The sequence below is a fragment of the Noviherbaspirillum album genome (assembly GCF_035916955.1).
GTDB classification, from domain to species: domain Bacteria; phylum Pseudomonadota; class Gammaproteobacteria; order Burkholderiales; family Burkholderiaceae_D; genus Noviherbaspirillum; species Noviherbaspirillum album.
This window is the reverse complement of the sequence record NZ_JAWIIV010000053.1, coordinates 1-21,376: the sequence shown is the minus strand read 5'-3', so window position 1 is coordinate 21,376 and position 21,376 is coordinate 1. Positions and strand designations below refer to the sequence as shown.

General features: G+C 56.4%; 21 protein-coding genes and 1 tRNA gene. 12 read left to right on the top strand and 10 right to left on the bottom strand.

Annotated elements, in window-relative coordinates; all coding sequences use genetic code 11:
* The first annotated feature begins 232 nt into the window (after positions 1 to 232).
* Genes RY831_RS30280 through RY831_RS33315 form a run of 3 tightly spaced genes read left to right on the top strand, consistent with a single transcriptional unit; the run spans position 233 to position 2,755 of the window.
* The gene (locus RY831_RS30280; RefSeq protein ID WP_326510038.1) at positions 233 to 1,366 is read left to right on the top strand and encodes a DNA cytosine methyltransferase; all 1,134 of its coding nucleotides are present in this window, start codon (positions 233 to 235) and stop codon (positions 1,364 to 1,366) included.
* Positions 1,366 to 2,340: a DUF4928 family protein gene (locus tag RY831_RS30275; RefSeq protein ID WP_326510037.1), complete on the top strand. Its 975-nt coding sequence runs from the start codon at positions 1,366 to 1,368 to the stop codon at positions 2,338 to 2,340. The genes RY831_RS30280 and RY831_RS30275 overlap by 1 nt, the downstream gene beginning before the upstream one ends.
* Entirely contained in the window at positions 2,303 to 2,755 is a 453-nt protein-coding gene (locus tag RY831_RS33315; protein ID WP_367576112.1) for a very short patch repair endonuclease, read from the top strand. Before RY831_RS30275 ends, RY831_RS33315 begins: the two co-directional genes overlap by 38 nt.
* Before the next feature lie 226 nt (positions 2,756 to 2,981).
* Here RY831_RS33315 and RY831_RS30270 read toward each other — a convergent pair whose 3' ends face one another.
* The gene (locus RY831_RS30270) at positions 2,982 to 3,128 is read right to left on the bottom strand and encodes a hypothetical protein (protein ID WP_326510036.1); all 147 of its coding nucleotides are present in this window, start codon (positions 3,126 to 3,128) and stop codon (positions 2,982 to 2,984) included.
* Positions 3,129 to 3,450: 322 nt separating this feature from the next.
* Between RY831_RS30270 and RY831_RS30265 the strand changes: the two genes are divergently transcribed.
* Both RY831_RS30265 and RY831_RS33310 read left to right on the top strand, forming a co-directional pair.
* Positions 3,451 to 4,473, top strand: coding sequence for an IS110 family RNA-guided transposase (locus RY831_RS30265; protein WP_326510035.1), 1,023 nt, complete (start codon positions 3,451 to 3,453; stop codon positions 4,471 to 4,473).
* A gap of 419 nt (positions 4,474 to 4,892) precedes the next feature.
* Positions 4,893 to 5,276, top strand: a complete 384-nt coding sequence (locus RY831_RS33310) for a DUF4158 domain-containing protein (RefSeq protein WP_367576111.1) — start codon at positions 4,893 to 4,895, stop codon at positions 5,274 to 5,276.
* A 168-nt stretch (positions 5,277 to 5,444) separates the two neighbouring features.
* Here RY831_RS33310 and RY831_RS30260 read toward each other — a convergent pair whose 3' ends face one another.
* The 5 genes from RY831_RS30260 to RY831_RS30240 all read right to left on the bottom strand — a co-directional run bounded on the left by RY831_RS30260 (position 5,445) and on the right by RY831_RS30240 (position 10,538).
* A complete protein-coding gene (locus RY831_RS30260; protein WP_326510034.1) occupies positions 5,445 to 6,989 on the bottom strand; it encodes a KAP family P-loop NTPase fold protein in 1,545 nt (514 codons plus the stop codon).
* Positions 6,990 to 7,144: 155 nt separating this feature from the next.
* A tRNA-Pro gene (locus RY831_RS30255) sits at positions 7,145 to 7,221 on the bottom strand.
* 350 nt (positions 7,222 to 7,571) lie between these two features.
* Positions 7,572 to 8,693, bottom strand: a complete 1,122-nt coding sequence (locus tag RY831_RS30250; protein WP_326510033.1) for a hypothetical protein — start codon at positions 8,691 to 8,693, stop codon at positions 7,572 to 7,574.
* Positions 8,694 to 9,090: 397 nt separating this feature from the next.
* Complete coding sequence (locus RY831_RS30245; protein WP_326510032.1) at positions 9,091 to 9,414, bottom strand: hypothetical protein; 324 nt, start codon at positions 9,412 to 9,414, stop codon at positions 9,091 to 9,093.
* Between the two features lie 425 nt (positions 9,415 to 9,839).
* A complete protein-coding gene (locus RY831_RS30240) occupies positions 9,840 to 10,538 on the bottom strand; it encodes a hypothetical protein (protein WP_326510031.1) in 699 nt (232 codons plus the stop codon).
* 169 nt (positions 10,539 to 10,707) lie between these two features.
* Between RY831_RS30240 and RY831_RS30235 the strand changes: the two genes are divergently transcribed.
* The gene (locus RY831_RS30235; protein WP_326510030.1) at positions 10,708 to 11,082 is read left to right on the top strand and encodes a nuclear transport factor 2 family protein; all 375 of its coding nucleotides are present in this window, start codon (positions 10,708 to 10,710) and stop codon (positions 11,080 to 11,082) included.
* Positions 11,083 to 11,515: 433 nt separating this feature from the next.
* On the opposite strand, the gene RY831_RS33460 is transcribed toward RY831_RS30235, so the two are convergent.
* Entirely contained in the window at positions 11,516 to 11,752 is a 237-nt protein-coding gene (locus tag RY831_RS33460) for a recombinase family protein (protein ID WP_437126343.1), read from the bottom strand.
* 82 nt (positions 11,753 to 11,834) lie between these two features.
* Between RY831_RS33460 and RY831_RS30225 the strand changes: the two genes are divergently transcribed.
* Together RY831_RS30225 and RY831_RS30220 are read left to right on the top strand one after the other, a co-directional pair.
* Positions 11,835 to 12,269, top strand: a complete 435-nt coding sequence (locus tag RY831_RS30225) for a hypothetical protein (RefSeq protein ID WP_326510029.1) — start codon at positions 11,835 to 11,837, stop codon at positions 12,267 to 12,269.
* A gap of 83 nt (positions 12,270 to 12,352) precedes the next feature.
* A complete protein-coding gene (locus RY831_RS30220) occupies positions 12,353 to 12,691 on the top strand; it encodes a hypothetical protein (RefSeq protein WP_326510028.1) in 339 nt (112 codons plus the stop codon).
* Positions 12,692 to 12,750: 59 nt separating this feature from the next.
* Here the strand turns inward: RY831_RS30220 and RY831_RS30215 are convergent, their stop codons facing one another.
* Both RY831_RS30215 and RY831_RS30210 read right to left on the bottom strand, forming a co-directional pair.
* Positions 12,751 to 13,203, bottom strand: coding sequence for a hypothetical protein (locus RY831_RS30215; RefSeq protein WP_326510027.1), 453 nt, complete (start codon positions 13,201 to 13,203; stop codon positions 12,751 to 12,753).
* Positions 13,203 to 13,553: a hypothetical protein gene (locus RY831_RS30210; RefSeq protein ID WP_326510026.1), complete on the bottom strand. Its 351-nt coding sequence runs from the start codon at positions 13,551 to 13,553 to the stop codon at positions 13,203 to 13,205. The genes RY831_RS30215 and RY831_RS30210 overlap by 1 nt, the downstream gene beginning before the upstream one ends.
* Positions 13,554 to 13,634: 81 nt before the next feature.
* On the opposite strand from RY831_RS30210, the gene RY831_RS30205 reads away from it, so the two are divergent.
* From RY831_RS30205 to RY831_RS30190, 4 genes are all read left to right on the top strand, one after another.
* Positions 13,635 to 14,318, top strand: coding sequence for a potassium channel family protein (locus RY831_RS30205; protein ID WP_326510025.1), 684 nt, complete (start codon positions 13,635 to 13,637; stop codon positions 14,316 to 14,318).
* 824 nt (positions 14,319 to 15,142) lie between these two features.
* The gene (locus RY831_RS30200) at positions 15,143 to 16,435 is read left to right on the top strand and encodes a restriction endonuclease-related protein (RefSeq protein ID WP_326510024.1); all 1,293 of its coding nucleotides are present in this window, start codon (positions 15,143 to 15,145) and stop codon (positions 16,433 to 16,435) included.
* A complete protein-coding gene (locus RY831_RS30195) occupies positions 16,432 to 19,887 on the top strand; it encodes a hypothetical protein (protein WP_326510023.1) in 3,456 nt (1,151 codons plus the stop codon). The genes RY831_RS30200 and RY831_RS30195 overlap by 4 nt, the downstream gene beginning before the upstream one ends.
* Positions 19,888 to 19,897: 10 nt before the next feature.
* Positions 19,898 to 20,248, top strand: a complete 351-nt coding sequence (locus RY831_RS30190; RefSeq protein ID WP_326510022.1) for a hypothetical protein — start codon at positions 19,898 to 19,900, stop codon at positions 20,246 to 20,248.
* On the opposite strand, the gene RY831_RS30185 is transcribed toward RY831_RS30190, so the two are convergent.
* The coding region (locus RY831_RS30185) for a site-specific integrase (protein ID WP_437126342.1) at positions 20,245 to 21,376 on the bottom strand (1,132 nt) is incomplete at its 5' end. The genes RY831_RS30190 and RY831_RS30185 overlap by 4 nt on opposite strands.

Here is a 21,376-nt window from a genome sequence, read left to right as displayed (position 1 = left end):
CCTCTCGGCATGATTCACTCTTGAATTTGGCTCCAGATGCTGCTGACTTTAGCCGGCCCATGCTCTTCTCGTTTTCTGCGCGTTGTTATTTGAGGTTCTCTGCCTGTAGCAACTAACTATAACCGAACAGTTGCCACTCAGCATCAATTTTATGCCACAAGATTCCCTGCAATCATTGGCAAAGATCTGGCGAATATCGGACAATACTTCCTAGATAACATTGGATAAAGCAATGAACACGTTTTACGAATTTTTCGCAGGTGGCGGGATGGCCCACGCAGGGCTTGGAGAGGAATGGAAATGTCTTTTTGCCAATGATTTCTGCGAAAAGAAAGCAGCCTCTTACCGAAAAAACTGGGGAGATGACCATCTAGTGGTCGGCGACATCGCAAAAGTAAAAGCGAATCAAGTCGAAGGGCAAGCTGATTTGGCATGGGCGTCTTTTCCCTGCCAAGACCTCTCACTTGCTGGCAATGGCGTGGGCTTAGATGGCGACCGCAGCGGCACTTTTTGGGCGTTCCACAAGCTCATGAAGCAATTGGACAAAGATGGCCGAAAGCCGCATATGATCGCCTTGGAAAATGTGTATGGCGCGGTTACTAGCCATGGTGGCAAAGATTTCGAGGCAATTATTAAATCTCTAGTGTCGGTTGGATACAGAGCTGGAGGAATGATAATTGACGCGGTCCACTTCGTTCCTCAGTCTCGGCCTCGCCTCTTTATCGTGGCCGTTGACGCCAAGCTGACAGTCCCAAGCGAGCTTTGTGCGGAAACCGCCACCCCTGCCTGGCAGCCAGCAGCGATTGTGAAGGCGTATAACCGGCTTCCAAAGAAATTGAAAGATCAATGGATATGGTGGGCACCGCCGGCTCCTGATACGACTCCGGGGACGTTAGATCAACTTATCGAACATGAGCCTCAAGGCGTGACGTGGCACACGCCTGAGGAAACCGCTAAGCTGCTCGAGATGATGTCCGAGGTGAACGCTCAAAAAGTCGAGTTGGCAAAGCAGGCCGGCCGGCTGAAGGTCGGAACAATTTACCGGCGCACCCGAGAGGGAAGACAAAGGGCTGAAGTGCGCTTTGACGGCATTTCTGGCTGCCTGCGCACGCCCTCCGGGGGATCGAGTCGTCAGACAATCATCGTTGTCGAAGGTGAAAAAGTTCGGTCTCGCCTGCTTTCCCCCAGAGAAGCAGCAAGACTAATGGGGCTGAGTGACAATTATGTGCTTCCAGAACGGTACAACGACGCATACCATCTTGCAGGTGACGGGGTGGCCGTTCCGGTGGTTGCGCACCTAGCGCGCCATATCTTTGAGCCGTTGATTGAGAGCTATCGGCGGCTGCAACTAGTCAAGGTCGCCTAATGGCAGCCGGGATTGAATTCGAGCCGAGCGGTTTCCTACCCGTGCCTGAGCTTGCGCAACGTCTGCAAGAATACAAGGAAAGGAAGAGCATCAAAGGGAAGGGTCAGCTGGCGGCCTTGATTTTCGCTTCTAGGTTAGTCAGGCGTAACGGACTTCCTTTTGACGTCGAGGCCGGCATTACGACGGACGGACGCGGGCAAGTAAAAGGTTTGGGCAAAGACGCCGTGCAACGCATCCTGCTTGACTACGGCATTGAGCGCGTGCTGGCTGAAGAAGGCGGCAGAACAAGCAGGGGCAGCCTTGGAAACATCGAGGATTATCTGCGGTTCCTCAATGAGCTTCATGCTGAAGGCATCGCCGACGCCGCCGCGACGGAAGCTTGGTGGGTGGAGCAAGCAAAGTCATTTTTCAACGCAAAGCCCTTCGCGTTGCGCTTCGACGCAGGGAATGCATTGAGAGCAGTAGTTCGGGACCTTCTTGCACAGGCCAGAAAGCGACAGGACGAAGGCGCAGGCACGATGTTCGTCGGTGCCATGTTGCAACACCTTGTCGGCGCAAAATTGGCCTTGGCGCTTCCTGACGAGCCGCTTGTGCATCATGGTTTTTCAGTTGCCGACGCTCCTGGCGGACGGTCAGGTGATTTCGAAATTGGCAACGCTTCTATCCATGTCACGACCACGCCCGGCGAAGCAGTGATGAGGAAATGCGCGTCCAATTTGCATGCAGGCCGGCATCCTGTGGTGATCACCATGCACAACATGCTCCCCGCAGCGGATGCGTTCGCGGCGGCACAAGGCATTGCGGACAAGGTCGAGGTTCTCGACGCCGAGCAATTCATTGTGGCGAACCTGTACGAGCTTGGTGGTTTTAGATCTTCTGAACGCCGAGTCAAGGTTGAGTCGCTAGTCGACAAGTACAACGAAATCGTTGCTGCACATGAAACCGACCCCAGCCTCCGCATCGCGCGAGACTAGAGCACCCACGCCACAACGTTCGGCGACGATGCGCGCGGTCAAAAGCCGTGGAAACACCACCACGGAAGTCCGTATGGCAAAAATCCTGCGTGAACACAGGATTAGCGGGTGGCGCCGACATTGGCCAATAGCTGGTACTCCAGACTTTGCTTTTCCAAAGGAGAAGGTCGCAGTCATGACGCACGGTTGCTTTTGGCATGGTTGTCCTAAACATTATCGCCGTCCAATCGACAACGCAAGCTATTGGGCAGCGAAGGTTGAACGCAATATGAAACGTGATCGATTAGTGCGCGGCCGGCTTAGGCGCACTGGCTGGGCCGTGCTCACTTTTTGGGAGCATGACTTGAAGTGCTCGGAGTCTGTTGCAGCCAGGATTCGGAGATCGCTTGAAAAGCGTGGTCGAATCGCTGCATGAAGCGGAGGGTTATCTTCCTTTTCCCGCAAATTAGTGCGTTTTCCTCAAAATTTCTCTCTTGTTTCAAGTGCTTTTGCCCCCTAGAGCATCTTCCTACTGATCTCGCCATGATTTACTGATTTTGGTAGGCTTTCTGACTCGAAACGCACTATTCTGCTTGAAAAGTACGGTTACCCCCTATACAGAGGGTATATTTGTTCCATCAAGAGACAGCACAGCCAGACCTTCATTCGTCATCGTCTGACTCTTTTTCCCCCTGATATGCGTCATTGTTCTGATTGAGTTGGTTGGCATGATTGTCCCTGGCGTCATGGTAGGCATCGTTGTTGGGGTTCATGCTGTCGCTGCGGTCGTCATTCGGGGTTCTGCCCATGATTTCCTCCATATGTAGCAAAAGAAAGTGCAGGCGTACAAAACCTAGCATATGAAAGACCGTCGTTCAGCAGTAAAGTTTGACGCTGTAAGGGCAAACATACTGTGCAGGTGGCTTCGCACACTTTCCTTTCCCGCCTCCTTTTTTGTCGAGGACGTAGTACTGCATACTTCAGGTCGCCATTCACATTGCTTATGTATTTGGGGTAAGTATACTTTACACGCATTTTAGTGCAATGGGATGGACGCCCCCACCCGAAACGGCATCGAATGTGCCAAAGTGGAAGTGTCAACCAGCCACTTAAACCGAGGGGAGCGTCACCATGAAGATTACGACAATTGGCATTGATCTGGCAAAGAACGTGTTTCAACTGCATGGCGTGGATGCACAAGGTAAAACGGTTCTCCGAAAGCAACTCAAGCGCGAGCAAATGGCGGCGTTCTTCGTCAACCTGCCGTCGTGTCTGCTCGGCATGGAGGCGTGTGGTAGCGCGCATTACTGGGCGCGTAAGCTGCAGGCGCTGGGCCATACGGTAAAGCTGATGGCGCCACAGTTCGTCAAGCCCTATGTCAAGACTAACAAGAACGACGCGGCCGATGCCCAAGCGATCTGCGAAGCGGTCACCCGGCCGAGCATGCGGTTTGTACCGATAAAGAATGTCGAGCAGCAGGCGGTGCTGGCGCTGCATCGGGTGCGGCAAGGAATGGTCAAAGCGCGTACCGCACAGGGCAATCAGATTCGAGGGCTATTGAGTGAATTCGGGTTGATCATTCCGGTGGGCATAGCTCACCTTTCTGGGCGTGTACCGGCACTGCTTGAGCAGACTGGTGATCAATTGCCAGCTGTGTTTCGGCAACTGGTGCAGCGCATGCTCGATCATCTCCAGGAACTGGATCGACAGGTTGGCGAACTGGAAGTGCAGATCCAAATGTGGCATCGTTCCAATGCTCTCAGCCGTAGGCTAGAGCAAATTCCGGGCATCGGGCCGATTACAGCCAGTGCGTTGATTGCGTCCATAGGTGATGCAAAGAACTTCGCCAATGGCAGACAACTGGCAGCCTGGCTTGGGTTAGTTCCACGGCAGCACTCGACGGGGGGCAAATCGAATCTGTTAGGCATTAGCAAGCGCGGCGATAGCTATCTACGTACCTTGCTTATTCACGGGGCCAGGGCTGTGATTCGGCATGCCGAACGCCGGGTCAACGCGTATGGATGGCTGAAGAATCTTCTGGCTCGGCGACATAAGAACGTGGCAGCGGTCGCATTGGCAAACAAGAATGCGCGAACAGTTTGGGCGCTGTTGGTACACGACAGGCAGTACCGAGCTGATTATGCTGGCGCATAATCAGCTCGGCTCAGCAAAGGCTCGTAGGTGGTAGCAACAACCGGCAGTTGATTCCAACAATTGCACAGGCAATCATGAAGTGATGGCAAACCAGGTAAGACCGTGGTTGGCAAAACCCTAGAAACCGCTGCACGAAAAGTGCGATAGTGCGATTGAGGAGCCAGCCAGCATATCCCATCAGGGACAGTGGCAAAGCGCTACAGACAAAGTCCGAATGTACGGGTGCAATCTTTACCTTCGCGTCATCATGGATCGAGAGCTTGGCAAATCGGGGGCGTCCATGTACGGTTTCTCATTTCCCTCTTTACTGACAAGGCCGTTTCCGTCGTCAGACCCATCCTCGACACTCAATCCTACACGTTTCATCGAGAAGTTGCCCCAATGCAAAATCCACCCCATTTCTATTCGTGGGGTTTGCCATGTCGCGGTACGACTTGCGGTATGTCGGTGCAACTTCGTTGCCCAGACGGCTTTCGGATTTTGAGCTAGACCAGTATTTCCACCTGAGCCGAACTGATGTCGCCGCTTTAAACACCACCTTTCGTACCGCCCATCGTGCGGGCGCGGCGGTTTTTCTCCTCTTTTTCCGCAATGCCAGCCGGTCCTTTGACCTCTCTATTCCCTTCCCGCGAGCCCTGCTCCGTCATGTCGGCACAGTACTGGGACTATCTACGCCGACTCTTGCCTCCTTGCGAGCGATGTATCAGCGCCCCCAGACGCTCTACGCTCACCAAGCGTGTGCAAAAAGCTATCTTGGACTAGTAGATATCGATCAATCAGCCAGCAGCACACTAGGGCAGTAATGGATGGTAGGGCACACGCTTCAGGACCTGCAGATCGCCGGCGACCATACGACGGCGGCTACCACATAGGCTTAAATCAAACCACGGGACGTGCCTGTTTGGAATGTCCGGTTGAACAGGCCTGTAGCGAAATCATAAGGATGATTACAGTGGACCGGAATGTTTTACTTACGAAAAATTAATCAGTTGGCCAGCTTGGCTGACACGCTTGTGATATGCCTTAAGCGTACTATACGTCGGCATAGGCCCGCCACTAGCTTCACCGGCTATGTCAGCAAGCCGTCGACGTACTTGAGGAGCGTATTCATTAGACTCGTCGTCTTCGTACAATTCGCGCGTAGTCATTCCAGACGCAGCATGAAAGATTTCCGCTAGCTCCGTGATCGTATTCGTACCATCATCGCCGGTTCTCCTGGAAGGATGCGTCTTGATTTTTTCATCCACCAAATTTAACGGTGCAAGAATTTTCGTAAGTTCGTCGCGTGAACGTGGATTCTTGTTGGAGAGTGCTTGGAAAGCTGATGTAGATCTCTGACGGATAAATATCAGGAAAAGCAGATACGGCAACACTACCTGCTCCTTTTCTGGCCAACTCAAAAGCACAGCCTGTAGCACTTGCATGGCTTGGTCTTGGCCACGATAGTCCAATTCAAAAGCAACTGTAAATGCTGTGAAAAGCTTCTGCTGAGATTCTATGGCAGGCCCTTGCTGCAGGAACGAATCGATATAGATCGTACCCGTTTCAGGCATATACCGGTCAAACAGAACTTTGGTATAACGTGCGCCGTCAGGTGCCGGTAGAAAATACTCCTGATCGAAGAACCGCTTTAAATAATGCTCCGCATCGAACCCTTCGCCGTAGATCGCTCTCACAGAATGAATAAGTTGGTCTAAATTTGTAGATGCAATGAAGTAAATGCCTGGCACTCCAAACAAATGCTTTATGGCTTCAAGTAATTCGATCGCATAATTGGGCCGGCAGCGATCCAATTCGTCTATAAAAATGAAAATCGGAAGTTGGCAACCGGCCTCTTTCTCAAGCACGTTAATTAACTGCTTCAATCGATCTCTAAAAATTGCAATGGTTTCCTTCTTGCCGAGGTGCTCCTTTACAGCTGCCGCAGCCGCTTCTGCGACAACAGACTTTACTTCCGTAACTATGTTGTCGCCATCCTTCTCGTCTGAATTCTCTGTTTTATTCTTATCTGCGCTTTGGATTTCGTCAGGCTGGGCAAGCAGATCGCTGATTTCATCGAGGGTCAGATCTGCCAACTTCTTGGTAAGGGCACCAGCTATGCCAAGGGATACCGGCTTGATCAACTTTCTACCAGCCGACAATGCTCTGTCCAAAACTTTAGTAACGTTAGGTACCTTCTTGTAATGCTCGGTCAAAGCCTCATCAATTGCTGCAATGAATCCAATCAATGGATCTTCTGAGAAATCGTTTGTCCAAGCATCAAATGCCACAACAGGATAGCCAGAATGCTTTAATTCCTTTATCCATCTCTCTACAAAAAATGTTTTACCAAAGCCCCACTGCGCCCGGATATTCAAAACGATAGTATCGGCGCGACCTTTTGCTTTCGCCGCTGTGTAGCGTTTTGTTAAATAATTTGTAAGGAAGTGAGCATTCTCTTTGCGATCAAGAAGGTCCTCCTTCCAGATTGTTGCGTAGTTGTCTGAGCTAGTTTGTGCAGAAGGGTCTATACTCATGCTGCCTCCAAGGTGCCTGACGAGGACCAACCAGAATCGTGTACAGAAGTACTGCCAGCGACCGGAACGGTACCCGAATGACGAAGAGAATATTAGAGAAACGGCGCCCAGTTAGTTCTCACTAAGATCGGAGGCCGCATCAGTACGACGTTTTATGGTCGGGGCGACACGATTCGAACGTGCGACCACCTGATCCCAAATCAGGTGCGCTACCAGGCTGCGCTACGCCCCGAGGACCGGCACTTTACTGCAGGCCAGTACTCAGCGTCAACCGGCGCCCCATGCTCAGTGAACAAAGGGGTAAGCGTACTTTGCCCCCAGGTCAGCGCGGTTTCCGCAAAATGCCTCTTTTATTTCAATAGCTTATCAGCCCTCAGAAAATCTTCCTATTGGCCCCAGTATAAGTTCTTGTTCCCAATTAGCTTTCTCATCCGAAGCGCACTATATTGCTTGAAAGTACGGTAACCCCGGATCGCACTCGCCGCATCGCTGGTTCCTGTGCGCCACCGTGCTCCTTGTCTGCGCCTGCTGGTTTTTTCATCGCGTGATCGCCGGGCGGCCGTCGTGGACGGATCTGAGCGCTCACCGGTGTTTGTCAGCGTCTGCTGCCTTCGCCATGCCGGCGGGCAGCGGCTTCCTTGTCTTCGCGCGCCGTATCCGTTCGTTCTGCGCCAGCGTCTTGTATCGGACGCGCACGATTTCTTGCGCGCCCTCCCACGGAATCTCATCCGCCGGAGCCGCGCGCACCAGGTCACAGACAAAGGTGAGCCAGCGCGCCACCTCGAACTGCCACTGCATGCGGTCGCCGGCAGGCGCAGCCTTTGCCAGCGCTGCGGCCGCTCGCGGCGGCATCATGTAATTCCGGCTTGCCCATTTGCGCAGCAGGTCGTGGCTGATCCGCCGGCCGCCGGTGTGCGTGACGCCGCGCCGCACTAGTAGCAGGCTCAGCTCGCCGAGGTTGGCACAGCCAGCCAAGCGCCCGTAGGCTTCAAGGAAGTGGCCGACCGGGGTGCGCGCCGGATCGAGCATGGCGGCGAAGGAAAAGGTACGGCGGCGGTTAGAGGCGATCCTGGAGAGCCGGTGGTCCCACAGCTCGACGAACGCCAGCAGGCTTAGCACGCGGTCGACGAACCGCTGCACCGCTCCGTCCGCCCCGGGCGCGTGCCGGCGCCACCACTCGCCGGACTCAGTGATCAGGGCGGCACCGCAGCGCGGACAGGCCGGGTCCTGGCAGGCGCGCATGCTGTCGCGGCACCGCTCTAGGGTCCCAAGCAGCCGCGCCCCCATCTCGTGCAACTCGGGCACCAGACCATCCGCCGACATCCCGCCAACGAGTTGCGCTAGTAGCTGGTCGTCCGTCGGCGCGCCGCCTCCGGGTGCGAGAAAGAGCGTGTCCGACGCCTTGCCCAATTGCACGCGCAGCGCCCTCACCGAGGTCAGGCTCGGGCGGTTCTTTCCGCGCCTCGCGTTTTCGAAGGTCTTGAACAGCGCCTTCCCGAGCACAAAGCGCAATTGGGCGTCCGCCGACGCGCCGCAGAGCACTAGTATCAATGCCGCGGCGCTGGGCACCGACGGAACGCGAGGCGTCAGGCCGATCGCGTCCCCGAACAAGCGCAGCTCACGATGGACGGTCAGCGGCTCGCCGCGCCCGCACAGCGGTTCGAAAAGCGGGATGTCGGGTTGCGTGGCGGAAGCGGTGGACATGATGCGGACGGTGCAGTGCCTGTATCGGGAATGGATTGGCGTGATTGTGGCACGGGAGACCGGTTCCGCGTCCGGGCAGACAGCACTTTTCCATGGAACTGCACACCCTAGGCAGGCGCGCTTCCTACAATGCCGCAGGTGTTACGGGCGTTCCTGTCCCGAACGCACTCTCCGGCCGGAGGCGTCGACAAGCGCCGCCGGCCATTAACCACACAGCAAGGAGCACATTATGCGCAACGTCTACACCAACACCCGCCCGCCCAATGGACCGAGCACCACGGGCAAGCCCTCCGGACCCGGCCGCGGCAACAACCCGCCGGGCACTTCAAAGGGAAATTGACGCAGGTCTCGGAGGCGTGCGCATGCGCGCCTCCCGCCGCGGAGCCGTGTGCCGTAGTCAGCCCTGCCCGGCGAATGCGCGGCCGCCGCCGATTTCCGGTTTTAGAGGTGGCTGCGCGAAAGTGGGCACCTGGTTGTCTTCGAAGTCCGCGAGGATGGCCATCGTGGTCTTGTTGGCCAGATGGTGATGGATGTCGTCAGCGAGCGCCACCGTGATTAAACAAGCGCCGCATCCGGTCGTGAGCCGCAGCCTCGCGTCGTCTGTGAGATCAATCTCCACATCCTGCCCGATGAAGTGCGGCTCAACCGCCATGATGAGTTTGTAAGCATTGTCGGACTCCGTTCGCAGGAACGAGTGAGACACCTCCTTGGCCGAAGTCATCGTTTGACCCGCTTGACCCAACCGGTTGCTTAGGGATATAGGTGAACTCAAGCTCGCTTTTGCCGCCATCGCCATCAGTCCTGATCGTCAGCCGTAGTCTTAACTTGTCGATCCTAGTGCCCTCTGCATGGAAGCCGAGATGGTAGGGCCATCCTTCGCCACGCTCTGACGTCGGCGTTTCGTCCACGTAGTCCTTCAAAGTGTCGGACCAAATGGAGAATCTAACGCGGCGAAAGGCGTCAACGCGTGCGAGAATTGTCACCTCCGACCTGCCAGTCTGAAAGAATGGACCCGCCCTTGTTCTTTTCCTTGATCAATTTTGCGAACATGGTCGGCGTTAGGAGTGTCTCGATCTCGTACAGCCACGCGTAATCCACGCTATATCCTGCTGTGAACGCGGCTCCCGGTTGCTGAGTTGGCACAAGTCATGCGCCGACGGCCTCGGTGCGGGATGCCGGGGCGTTCCTGTGGCGGTGGTAGCTGCCGACCACCTGATCGAACATTCGCCTGCGCTCCTCCACGTAGGCCGGATGTCGGGCGTTGATGAACAGCATGTCGTCGCGCGCGTGCATCCGCGGCGCTACTTTGCCGATGTCCGGAAACAGATACTGTTTCACGATGCCGAGTGTGCCGCCGCAGACAACGATCTGCGGAGCAATCAGCGCGATCTGCTCACGCAGGAACACAGCGTCGCGCTCCGCCGCCTGCTCCACGGCAATGGTGGCCGTACGGCCGCCAGTGGTTTTTTTTAGGTTGATGAACGCGCAATGCAGCAGTGCGCGGCGCCTGTTGCGGTGGGCCACCCTGTAATCCGCCTCACCGCCGTCAACCCCATGCATCAGACCGTGCGTCCACCGTCCGGCGTTGTGAAACGTGGGCCGCCACCACAACTCGCTCTTCCGCTTCGTGGTTACCACCTTGTGGATCAGTTCGGTGATGCTCGTCTGATAGTCATTGGTCTCCTTGAGCACGTGGAGTATCCGTACAGGGGCGCTAGCCCAGTGCGGCGGCGAGACGATCCCATCCTCGACAAAATGGTCGTCGAACGCGTCACTGCTGGTGCGCCAGCGGTCGAACAGTTGCCGTATCGCCTGTTGGTACTGGTTGTCTGTGAAAGCTTCCATTGATGGCAGGTAAGAACAGGACGGCGCCTGTCGTGGGCTGGTTGGTGGGCCGATGACTATATCCTCGGAGACCAGTTTTGGAAAGCCGGCGTTCCCTCTGATCTGGATCAGCCTGTTCCGCTCGGCCCTGCAGCTACACTGGTGCGTCGGCTGAACGACGGAGACTGGTATGAACGCTGATCAATTCCAACAGGCCGCCGAGGCGACGGTCAGGCTGTACTGTGTCGCATGGGGCGAACCGGAGGCGGAGAAGCGCCGTGCGATGCTGGCTCAGGTCTGCTCCGACACCGCGCAGTACACCGATCCGACGGTGCACTTCAACCACTGGCGCGAGCTTGACGCGTATGTGGCGAACGTGCATGTTATTTTTCCCGGGTGTCGCATCGAGATTACAAGTGGCATTGAGACGCACCACGGCAATGGGCGGTTTTACTGGCGGTTTATTACGTCCGACGGCACGACGCGGCAGGCCGGTGTTGACTTCGTGGAATTCGATGCAGACGGTAGACTGGGCCGCATCGTGGGATTCTTCGACCCACACTAACAGCGTGACCCTTCTCTAGCCTGTACCGCATTCGTCTTCGGTAGAGTTGCTCGAGAACGGCAAAGTTCGTATCCTGAACTTGGCAAAGGGATCGGCGGCATCGACATAGCGCATTGCTGACTGTACGTCCTTCCGCCGACATATTGCATCAGCGTCTTCAAGTCCCATCCGTTCGAAGTCGCACAGTTGGGGGTGCGCTCGTTTTTGATGCTGTTTGCGACGGTAGGCGGACCTGGCGCTGATTGGCCCGCGTCTTGGTAGCCGTGGCAAAAGAGAGTCGCCAGCTAAAACTAGGACAGATTTTTGATGCTGACAATATTGCAAGACCTGTCGCCCCGTAGAGATAACAGACCTCTGTCAATTCTGGGGCGTCACTTGCCTTCGTCTTTCTCCATATGGGTGTGTTGCTTGAGATAGCTGCGCAAATATTCATTTAAAGATGAATCTCGCCGCATGCGGCTTTGCCGAGCGCAGCGCGCTGCAGATCAAGATTCTGGTCGTCGGTCGAGACGCGGGCATAGCCAATTTTTGCCCTTTCTGTCTTTGATTTATAAACAGGATCAATACATAGTTTAGTAGACGACTTTACAGGCAGTGTTGCACTCAAAAAACCATGGCTCAAGACAAAAGTTTGCCGTGTCTTGAAAACGACCGTTTTCGGGACTGCCATTGCGTTACTTGACATGCACACATACAACACATATCCTTAATATGTGTTGTATGTGCAAGCACATTGCTGCAAGGAGAAAGCCGTGCCGCCTGAAGACGAGATCACCCAAAAAACACTGACGGTGCAAGTTATGCAAGCTGCACAGCAGCAGAGCTTCTCACGCAGCGACATCGCGACTACAAGGCGGGCGGTTCAAGATTTGAAAGACCAAACTCAGAAACTGAGTAATGCGATCTTGCAAATTGCAGCAACCAGCCCCGACTGTGCCAAGGAAGCGTTTGAAGCGGCATGGCAACAGCGACAGCAACTGAATTCGGTTCAGCAGCAACTGAACTCGCTTGAGCAACACCTTAGCAACTGCCTTCCTCAAACAAGCACGGCGCGACTAACGGACAAAGAGCGCAAGGAAATTCAAGGTCTCTACAGCTCCGGCTTATACACGCAAGGACAACTCGCTGATCAGTATGGCGTGACACAACCCACGATTTCAGACATCACAAAGAGCATGAAGTCGTGACACAAAAAACAGCGGCTCCGATAGCTCCGCCGTTGACAACCCGCTCGCTATAACGCGAGCACTAGGCTAAAAGAGGCTAAAAAATGAGCATTGATCTGAATATAATTGCTGATAGCGCAGCAGATGCATGGGAGGAACTCACTTCTACGCAAACCAGTCGTACTGGCCACGCCGCCGCCCGCGTCGCTTCTGCGCTGACCAACGGCGTTGATCCCGAAGTCATCGCACTTCAGATGACCAAGAACAGCCAGAAAAACAACCCGGACTCGCCGGTCACTTTCACTGCTGCCGAGATGCCAACCATCGCAAAGCTCCACACCGCCAACAAGAGTCGATCCGCGCTTACCAAGCAGCAGACCGGTGCACTGATCCGAGAACAAGGCATTGCTGACACAGAGGGCGACCTAGGCCTTGCCTCTTGAGGCAAGCTGACAATCAAACGTAGGCATCGATATACACTACTTCTTACTCATACTTTGGCTCAAGCATCCCCATACGTGAGTTGAATGTTGGTGGCGGCCATCACGATGGCCCGCACCTCGATGGCGTACACGATCAGCTCCGACCCATCGTCGGATTCAAGCCGCAGCATGTTCGCGCCGCTGGCGACGAACTCGGCGCGCAGCGCGCGGCCGATGTCGCACAAAGCTGCTTGGTCGATCTCGCCGGTAAGGCCGACCAACTGGCACGTGCCTGACTGCGAGGCCGGGATGTGCAGCACCTCAAGCCCGAAATCGGCCAGTAGGTCGGGAATGCAGACAGGGCCACGGCGGGCACGATGAGCGACCGCCTGCAAGGCTTCGAGCGCGGCGGCAATGCTGCGCGTGCTTGCAGCAGGGCGGATGCGGGCAGCCACCCAACGGGCACCGGCTGCAAGCTCGTCAGCCGCAAAGCCAACTGGCAGTACAGATGTGAGCGTTTCAGCGCGCGGCATCAAACACCCATCCTCGGCCCTTCGTAGGCTGGATCACCGCCTTCGAGGCGCAGGAACTGCTCACGGTAGCGCTCAATCTTGGCCAGCATCCGCGAGCCGTCCGGGCCGAAGGCGTACCGTGCTGTCCGCTGGGCATAGTCGTGCCAGTTGCGGCCTTCGTCGGCGGTACGAATCGACGGCGCACAGGCCTCAAGCACGGTCGCGATCTCATCCTGACCATGTCCGGTGGCCCGCAGCCGCACAGCGATCATGGAGTCCACGCGCGACAAGTCGATCCCGCCACCCTTGTGACGCACAGCGATGTCGCGATAGTGGGCCTCGTAGGCACTGCTGAGCAGCACTTGACGCACTGTCCCAGTTGATGCCCCTACGTAGTGCCGTTAAACTTAAGTGGTTAGAATAGCATCCCCGATTCCACCTCGCACTCCCACATGATTAAGAAATCCCACCCTCTATTTTGGATTCTTTCTCCGACATACAAACTCGCCGAAATAGTAAAATCGGAATTACTTTCCCAAAACGACGGTAAAACGAAACTTACAGCGGGAATCAAGAAGTTCAACGAGACATATTTCTGGACGACTGTTCTATTTGCCGGCGCTATCGGATTTCTTTTCAAGCAAGAGTATTACGGCCACGAGCTCAACAGATTCATTAATTATGTGGTTTGCGTACCGTTGGGCCTGTTCTTCTTCTCGAGAGCGTTCGAGATTCTGAAAGCGTTCCTTGACGATGCAGTTGATAAACTCAATCATGGTCCATCGGCAAGTGCTTTAGGCTATGGAGATCGATTAGTGTTGGCATTCCGTAGTTATCTCGAACTACTTGTCGGCTTCGGCGTGTTCTATTACATTCTTCCGGCGTGGCTATTCAAGTACGGTGAAAGTACGACTCAATTTACCAACATCATTCAGGCTATATACTTCAGCGGAGTGACTATAACCACAGTAGGGTACGGCGATATCAGTCCAACGCATTGGTTCACGCAGTTTCTGATTGTGTTTCAAGTATTTTGCGGCCTAACGCTGGCGTTAGTTTCGTTCACGGTTTATACCGGTCTTGCGCTGGCAACTTCCAAGCCATCAAGTGACGAGAAATCCGACGACAATCGGTAAGAGGAGCATTTAACCTCGGTTTGCATTGCAAAGTGCAGTCCAGGGGTGCTTTCGCTTTTACTGCAGATTACGACGGTAGCGCGAGCAAGCATCCATGCGGCTTTGCGGCAAGCGTGTTTTAAATATTGTCATTAAATCAATAACTTGCTGTCGACCTCTGCCTAGGGCTGTGAGATTCCGGTCCTTTCCTTTTTCATAATTGAACAATGGGCCATTGGAGCGTACCTTATCTTGGCTTGCGACAGATACCCTACGATCTCACTGCCTTCGAATTGACATCTCCTTTACTTTCTAACCCAAGGAGATTGAATTAATTGCTTCGCGGCACTCGGATCTATACTGCCTAGCGCTGGCCCTGCATATCGGCCTCGTCCGCATGGCCGGGCGTACGCTGGACGCGTACAAGCAAATTGCGGGGGACGTTCGACTTTTCTTTAGCAGAGTACGAGAATCGGATTCTGCCGACCAGCACAGCAGTTCCTGCTACTGGTATCTGAAATCCGTCAACGCATACATACCAAAGCCGACCAGCCTAATTGCAGTGTCGATAGCGGGAAAGGGGGGTAGACAGCAAATTATTGATTCAATGGGATTATTCGGAAAATACCTCCCGCAAACCGGCATAAATTCTAGGTCCGCCTACCGGCGTAAGCTGCACGAAAAACGAGGGGACCCCTAATTGGCACACGAAGTATGCTAACCCCTTATTCTAAAATGCAATATTGATACGCGTTACAACTGTAACGATTTCGCTTTCTTTTCCTTTGCAACGCCCACAAGCGCGGGTATAGTGCAGCAGGATTAAGCAACCAATGGCGGAAGCGATGGCGGCTAGTTTCACAGCGTTACTGAATGCGGTCTTCGATACTTCTAGGCATGGCTGGAAGACCCGTGCCGCCAAGGAACTCGGTATCTCTAGGCCGCGCCTGGACCGCTATCTGGCTTGGGAGGCCGAAGGCGATATCGACGCCATTCCGGCCGAGATTTGGGATCGCCTGCAACGCCTGAATGTCTCCTCTCAAACGCCTGCTGCGGTAATGAGCGTCGAGTCCATGGTGCGCGAACTGGCCAGGGGCCTGGTCGAACTTCAGGAGAAAGTCGACGAGATTGGACATATTCTCGCACCCTACCCTTTGCCGCTGCGACGCGGCTTTAACCTGGCCGCCCTACTCAATATCGAGCTTGGCAAATTCTATCCGGTCAATCTGATTGAATTCCTGGTGGCTTGCCAGCAGCCGCTCTACCAGTGGTGTCCGGACTATGATGGCGCGGATGCCGAGGAATTTGGGGCTGTCGTGTTGTTCGAGAGCGGCAGCATCACGGAAGATTGCCTGCGATTTGTCAGCGCAAGCAGCGTCGATGAAGAGCACCGCTACTACGAAACGGTGATGGCAGCGTGCAGCACCATGGCGCCTGCCGATGCGCAGGCGTTCTATGTGGCATGGCGGCGTACCGTCATTGATTCGCCCACGGTCGCTAGCCGCTCCGTGTTCTTACTGGACCCGGTATTGCGTCGGCACCCGGCGGATACCATCGAGCTGGTCAACCAGTTTTACCGACCACTCCTGCCCATTCACTGCGTCGACGGCAAGGTGCCGATCTGCCCGGTCTCGAAAGTGCGCGTGACCCGCGTCAATGGCGTCTGGACTTCGGAGAGCCGCGATCCGCTTGCACGGCAGCTGCTGGAGCAGCACGGACCACAGATGCTTGACTACGGGCCGGACATGCTTGAACTAAAGCGTCCCGCGCGCCTGTTCTGGGCGCTGCCCGGCGTGACGGAAGTCCAGTTATATGAGGATGTGCTTGCGCTAGGCTACGACGCCGAGTTGTGGCCACAGATGGACGCGGTCGACCTGCTGATACACCACCCAACACGTCCGCAGCATTGGGCGGTCGACGTCAAGGTGCATCGCTCGGCGATTGGTTTGGCGCGCAGCTTCAAGGAATACAAGGCATTCAAGCGGCACCGGCTTGCCATCGTTGTGCCGGACTATCTGCTTGAGATCAACCGCCGCTACATCGAGCAGTTCACGCGGGCCAGGCGCTCCGGCCTGCGCACCGAGGCGCGCATTCTGCCCGGCAGCGATTTGCTTGCCGAACTGAGGGAGGCCCTGTGAGAAACTTCTGGCCGTGGATGAATGACTACATCGCGACCGTCTACCCGAGCCTGGAACTGGCAGACGCCAAGGTCAAACGCCGGGTCTTTCTGGCAGACCTGTGTCTGCATTTCCTTTGCAAACATCTACAGTCCGACGAGGTAGGCGTGATGCCGATCCTGCTGCAGGGTCATTGCGCGGTCTGGTTGCGTGAAGACCTGCGCGCGCCGCTGTTTCGGTTGCGTCAGTATGCGCATGGACTCGCCGCCCGCTTTTCCTGGAACGGCGCATTGGAAGAGCATGCCCGCCATGCGCCCCACACCGCATATCTGGTTGCCGGCGGGGGCATTCGCCCCTCCTCCCATGCCAGCAGCGCGGCTTTCGCACTGCTTGACCGCATCATTGCCACACCAGCCCCTTATTCAACCCGGGAATTTTTCTACGGTAAAGAGGGCAAGGCCTATATCCGCCGGCGTAACAGCCAGGACCGCATCCAGATCATGCTGCCGGCGCCCACGGCACGCGGCGCGGCATTCGATCTCACGCGCCGCCAGAACAACCCCGCCATCGCGGTGCCATGGAGCCTCTTGCTGCATACGGCCGCTGTGGCCGACGCGCGCGAGAATGCGCCGGGCTTTCCGGCGTGGCTGCCGAAACTGCATCTGGAAGACCGCCTCAAACGGGTTAGCATTACCGACCTCGGGGAAGGTTTTTTTCGTGATGGCGTCATATACCTCGATCGCCTGCATCACGTTGTCGGCATGCTCAGCAGCGGCAAGAGCACACTCTTGCAAGCGCTGTTGTTTGTGCTCATCAGCCCGGCATTCAACAAGCGCGTGCTGGTGCTGAGCAAGGATACGGCAAGCGCGTCCGAACTGATCGCCCGCGTCAAGGCGCATGGGTATGACAAAGCCACCGTCATCAGTTCATTGAATCGACGCGATGAACACCTGAACGCGGCGCTCTGGAACTCTGCCGGTTTTCCCACCGAGCAATCGATGGAAGCGGCGGCCGGTTTGACCGAAACGCTTGACACCGCCTGCCCGCTGGAGGGCTATCAGGAAAACGACCATTCGTTCGCGGACAAGCTGAAATACCCCCCGTGCGACATCCTGTTCCAGCCGAACACACGCAAGGACGGCACCCCGTTGCAGGACAAGAACGTTACCTGCCCTTACCTGACCGTGTGTCCGACCCACCGCCAGCAGCGCCAGCTCGGCAGCGCTCACGTCGTCGCCATGACGCCGCAGGCGTTTTTGCTGATGACGCCGCAAAAGTATGCTCTGCTTGAAAGCTTGTCGTTTCCCGAGGCGGCGCAATTTCTCACGGACGTGGTGTTGATCGACGAGGCGGACGAGTTTCAGCGCGCCTTCGACAAGGAATGTACGCAGAACCAAGCGTTGCTGACCTCCAGCGGCACGGCATTCACGCGCACCAGTTCCGAGGCGCTCGCCATCTCAATCAACACCAAGGGCGGCGCCCAGTATGGGAAACGCACCAACCTGTTATGGCACCGGCAGTACAACGTGCTGCAAGACGCGATTGCCGCCATCTACCATCTACTCATCAGCCGCAGTACGCCATTGAACTGGGTCGTCGACAGTCGCACGTTCACTGCAAGCAGCATCCTGTCCAAACTGTTGCCAGTCAGCGCCGACCGTCCCGGCGCGGTCAAGAAACTCGAACAACTGGCGGCGCTCAATGGCGTCGTGTATTCCACCGTGGTGGATCTGGATCTTCCCACGCCTGCCGAGAAAGAAGCGTTGTTGCGTGCCTGCAGCAACGACGTGGAGTTGATCGATGCCTTCCGCTTCCTGCTCGACCTCCAGCCAACGGTCCTGGAGGAGGTCGTCACCGATGGCATGCGCGAAAACGCCAAAGGCTTGCAAGCCAAACTGATCGAAGCCATCGAGAAGGGGCCGTTGCAGGTGTTCGCGGGAACGGCTTCGCCGGCTAAGAAGACGCGGCGCCATCCGCTTTCACGCAGCACGCGGCCACCCTCGGACGCCGCCTCGCGTGCGTATGCCATTACCCTGGCCCTCTTGACCAATGCCTGCCTGGCCAGCTTCAATTATCTGGTGCATAACATCGGCGGCGTCGAGGACGATTTCGACTTGTCCGACACCGCGGTGTTCCGGCAGGCCAGCAACATCATCCGTCAATATAGTGGCTTGGTCCCCAGCCCGCTCACCGGATTCATGTTCGGGCTGTTGTTCGAGCCGTCCACCTCGGACGCGGAATCAGGGGGTTCGCTCAGCCTCACCAACCATTTGACGATCGGCCGCTATTTATTGACCAATCTGCACCGGTTGCTGCAGGCAGAGGACCAGGCCGGTCCCCACGTGCTGCTGTTGTCCGGCACCAGTTGGGCCGGGGGCTCTGCCGCCACCGCCTCCCCGCTGTTTGACGTCCAATGGCCGGTCTGCGCCATCCTCGAACAGCCGCAGCAGGAGCGCGAAGCGCTGGCCAAGAGCCGCTGCGAATATACGGCACTGGGACCGACGCCGATCCGGGTGTCCGGCCTCAGCACGGATGAGCGCCAGGACAACCTGCGCAAGATTGCCACCCAAATGATGCGCAAGCAGGCGGCAGGCACCGTGCTGCAGGCAAAGTGGCAGGAGTTGGCAGCGACGGATCAGGATGGCAGCGCTCATTACGAACTGCGCCGCCGGGCCTTGTTAGTCGTCAACAACTATCAGGATGCGCGCATCGTTGCCGAAACCATTGCCCGCCTGTCTGATGGCCATCACACCGCCTATTGCCTGGTGTCCGATGCCGAAGCCAAGAAGGCGAGCACCGGCATGGCCGGCGCTTCACCGTTGGCGGTGCCGCGCCTGCACTTTTTGCCGCGTTCCCGCGTTGAAATCTTCGGCCAGGCACCTGATGGCAGCATCCTGGTGGCCCCGCTGCAGCCAATCTCGCGTGGCCACAACATCGTTCTCCCGGGACGAGGGATTGCGGCGATCTCCACAATTTACTTTCTACACCGCCCCCACCCCCGCCCGGACAATCTCGATGTCGTCATCGGTGCGCTCAACCGCTTTGCCATGGAAGTCTTGCAGGATCGCTGCCGGCCGCCCGAGGGCGCCAGCCTGGATGAGGCCGCCCGTTGGTTTCGCAAAGAGGCGCAGCGCGCCTTGGATGACGGTTTTGCCCTGAGAACGGCGTATGGCCTGATGTCGGACCATACCCGCGAGCAGTTCGCCTGGGACTTGATCACCTCGCTCTGGCAGACGGTAGGGCGTGGCATCCGCGGCGGCGTGCCGGTGTTCGTCGCTTTCGTCGATGAGCGCTTTTCGCCGGGAGTCTACCGGCAGCCACCGGAGACTGACACCAAAGAATCGAGTTGTATCGTCCAGAGCCACACCACGTTGGCGGCGGCCATGTCCGCCCACCCGCACCCCTCCGAGCGCGCGATCGCCGAGCGGCTGTACCAACCTTTCCAATCCATGCTGCACACCATCTTGCCTTAGGAGCACCGCAATGACTGAAGCCGAGACCCTGCTGCTTGAACCATTCCTGTTCGACGTGGATGCTGACGCGCTGGCAGACCGGTATTTTTACCGCTACTGCGTGCCGGTGGCGGCCTATCAGGAATTGGTGACGGTGCAGCTCGAGGCAGGCACCATCACCAAGAAAAAAGAGTCCGCCCACGAGTATGAGCCGGTCAAGGCGTGTATCGATGGCTTGGCGGCGGTCGTCGTCCGTTTTACTAAAGTTGGTTCCGGAATTTGCGCAAAGTTGTTCCAGGCCTGCCTTTGCCAGGCACTAAGGTGTAGCGCACGTAAGCAACTACCATCCAATATGCCTTTTGGAGTGCCAGAAGCCGGCTAACTCTTTTGCTTTCGACGCAACAGCGCCACAGCAGCGTTCTCCTCGAACTGGCTTGCCTCTTCGATATAGCCCTGCACGGTTCCATCGTGGCGCCACCCGCCCTGGCGCTTGATGTCTCGAGGATTGGCGCCGGCACGATACGCACTGGTCGCCATGCCGCGGCGCAGGCTGTGACTCGATAGCATTGGGACATAATCCAGTCCGGCAAGCTTGGCACCTCGTTCGAGGATCTCATTGACGCTGCCCGGATGCAGCCCAACGGCCCCGACCATGCCCGACTTGCTGATCGGGCGGAAGAGTGGTCCGGATTCGATACCGGCCTTCTGCAGCCATGTCTTGAGCGCCTTTACCGGGCAAATCGACTCTTCACCGAACGGAATCGCTTTATCGATCCCCTTCCCTTCCTGGTCCGTCTTCGAGCGCGGCAGGGTAATAACTAAGCCTTCCCGGTCCCACACCAGGTTTTCCACCTCGAGCTGCACCAGTTCGCTGCGACGGTAGCCGCCAAAGTAACCGACTTGCAGCAGCGCGTTATCGCGAGCCGCACTCAGGGTTACCTGATTTGCCAGGGCTGCGACGATCAATCCCAGATCTTCGACCGGCAATGCCTTGGCCTTTTTCTTGGGTTTGCCGTACGTGCGAAGGATGCCGGCCATGGTTTTTCGTACGGTTGGCGTGGAAGCCGGGTTGGGAAACCCCTGATGAAGGTGCCATTGGGACAGTGCCGTCAACCGCAACGACAGGGTCCGCGGGTTGAGTGACTCGGCGTAAGCCAGCAGGTAGGCAATGATCATTGGCTCCTCACAAGGCAGCCGGCCGCCCCATGCCAAGAAATGATTGATGCTGGAGCGGTAGGCCCGACGCGTATTGTCCGATGTAGCCGCAGCAAGCAATTGCCGGTGTTGGACTGTCAATTCAGCATTCATGACTGTACCACCGGTACGCAAATCGAGCTCACTGCCTATGTTTTCCATTGGCCCATCAAATTTGTCTGTTACGGGGTAAGTGTACTTTGCAGGCATTTTAGTGCGGTTTCTCATTTCCCCCTTTGACCTGGTAGAAATCGTGTAGCCACCCGCTGAGTGAGTCTTCATGTTATTTTTGACATGGAGGCATGTATGCAGAAGC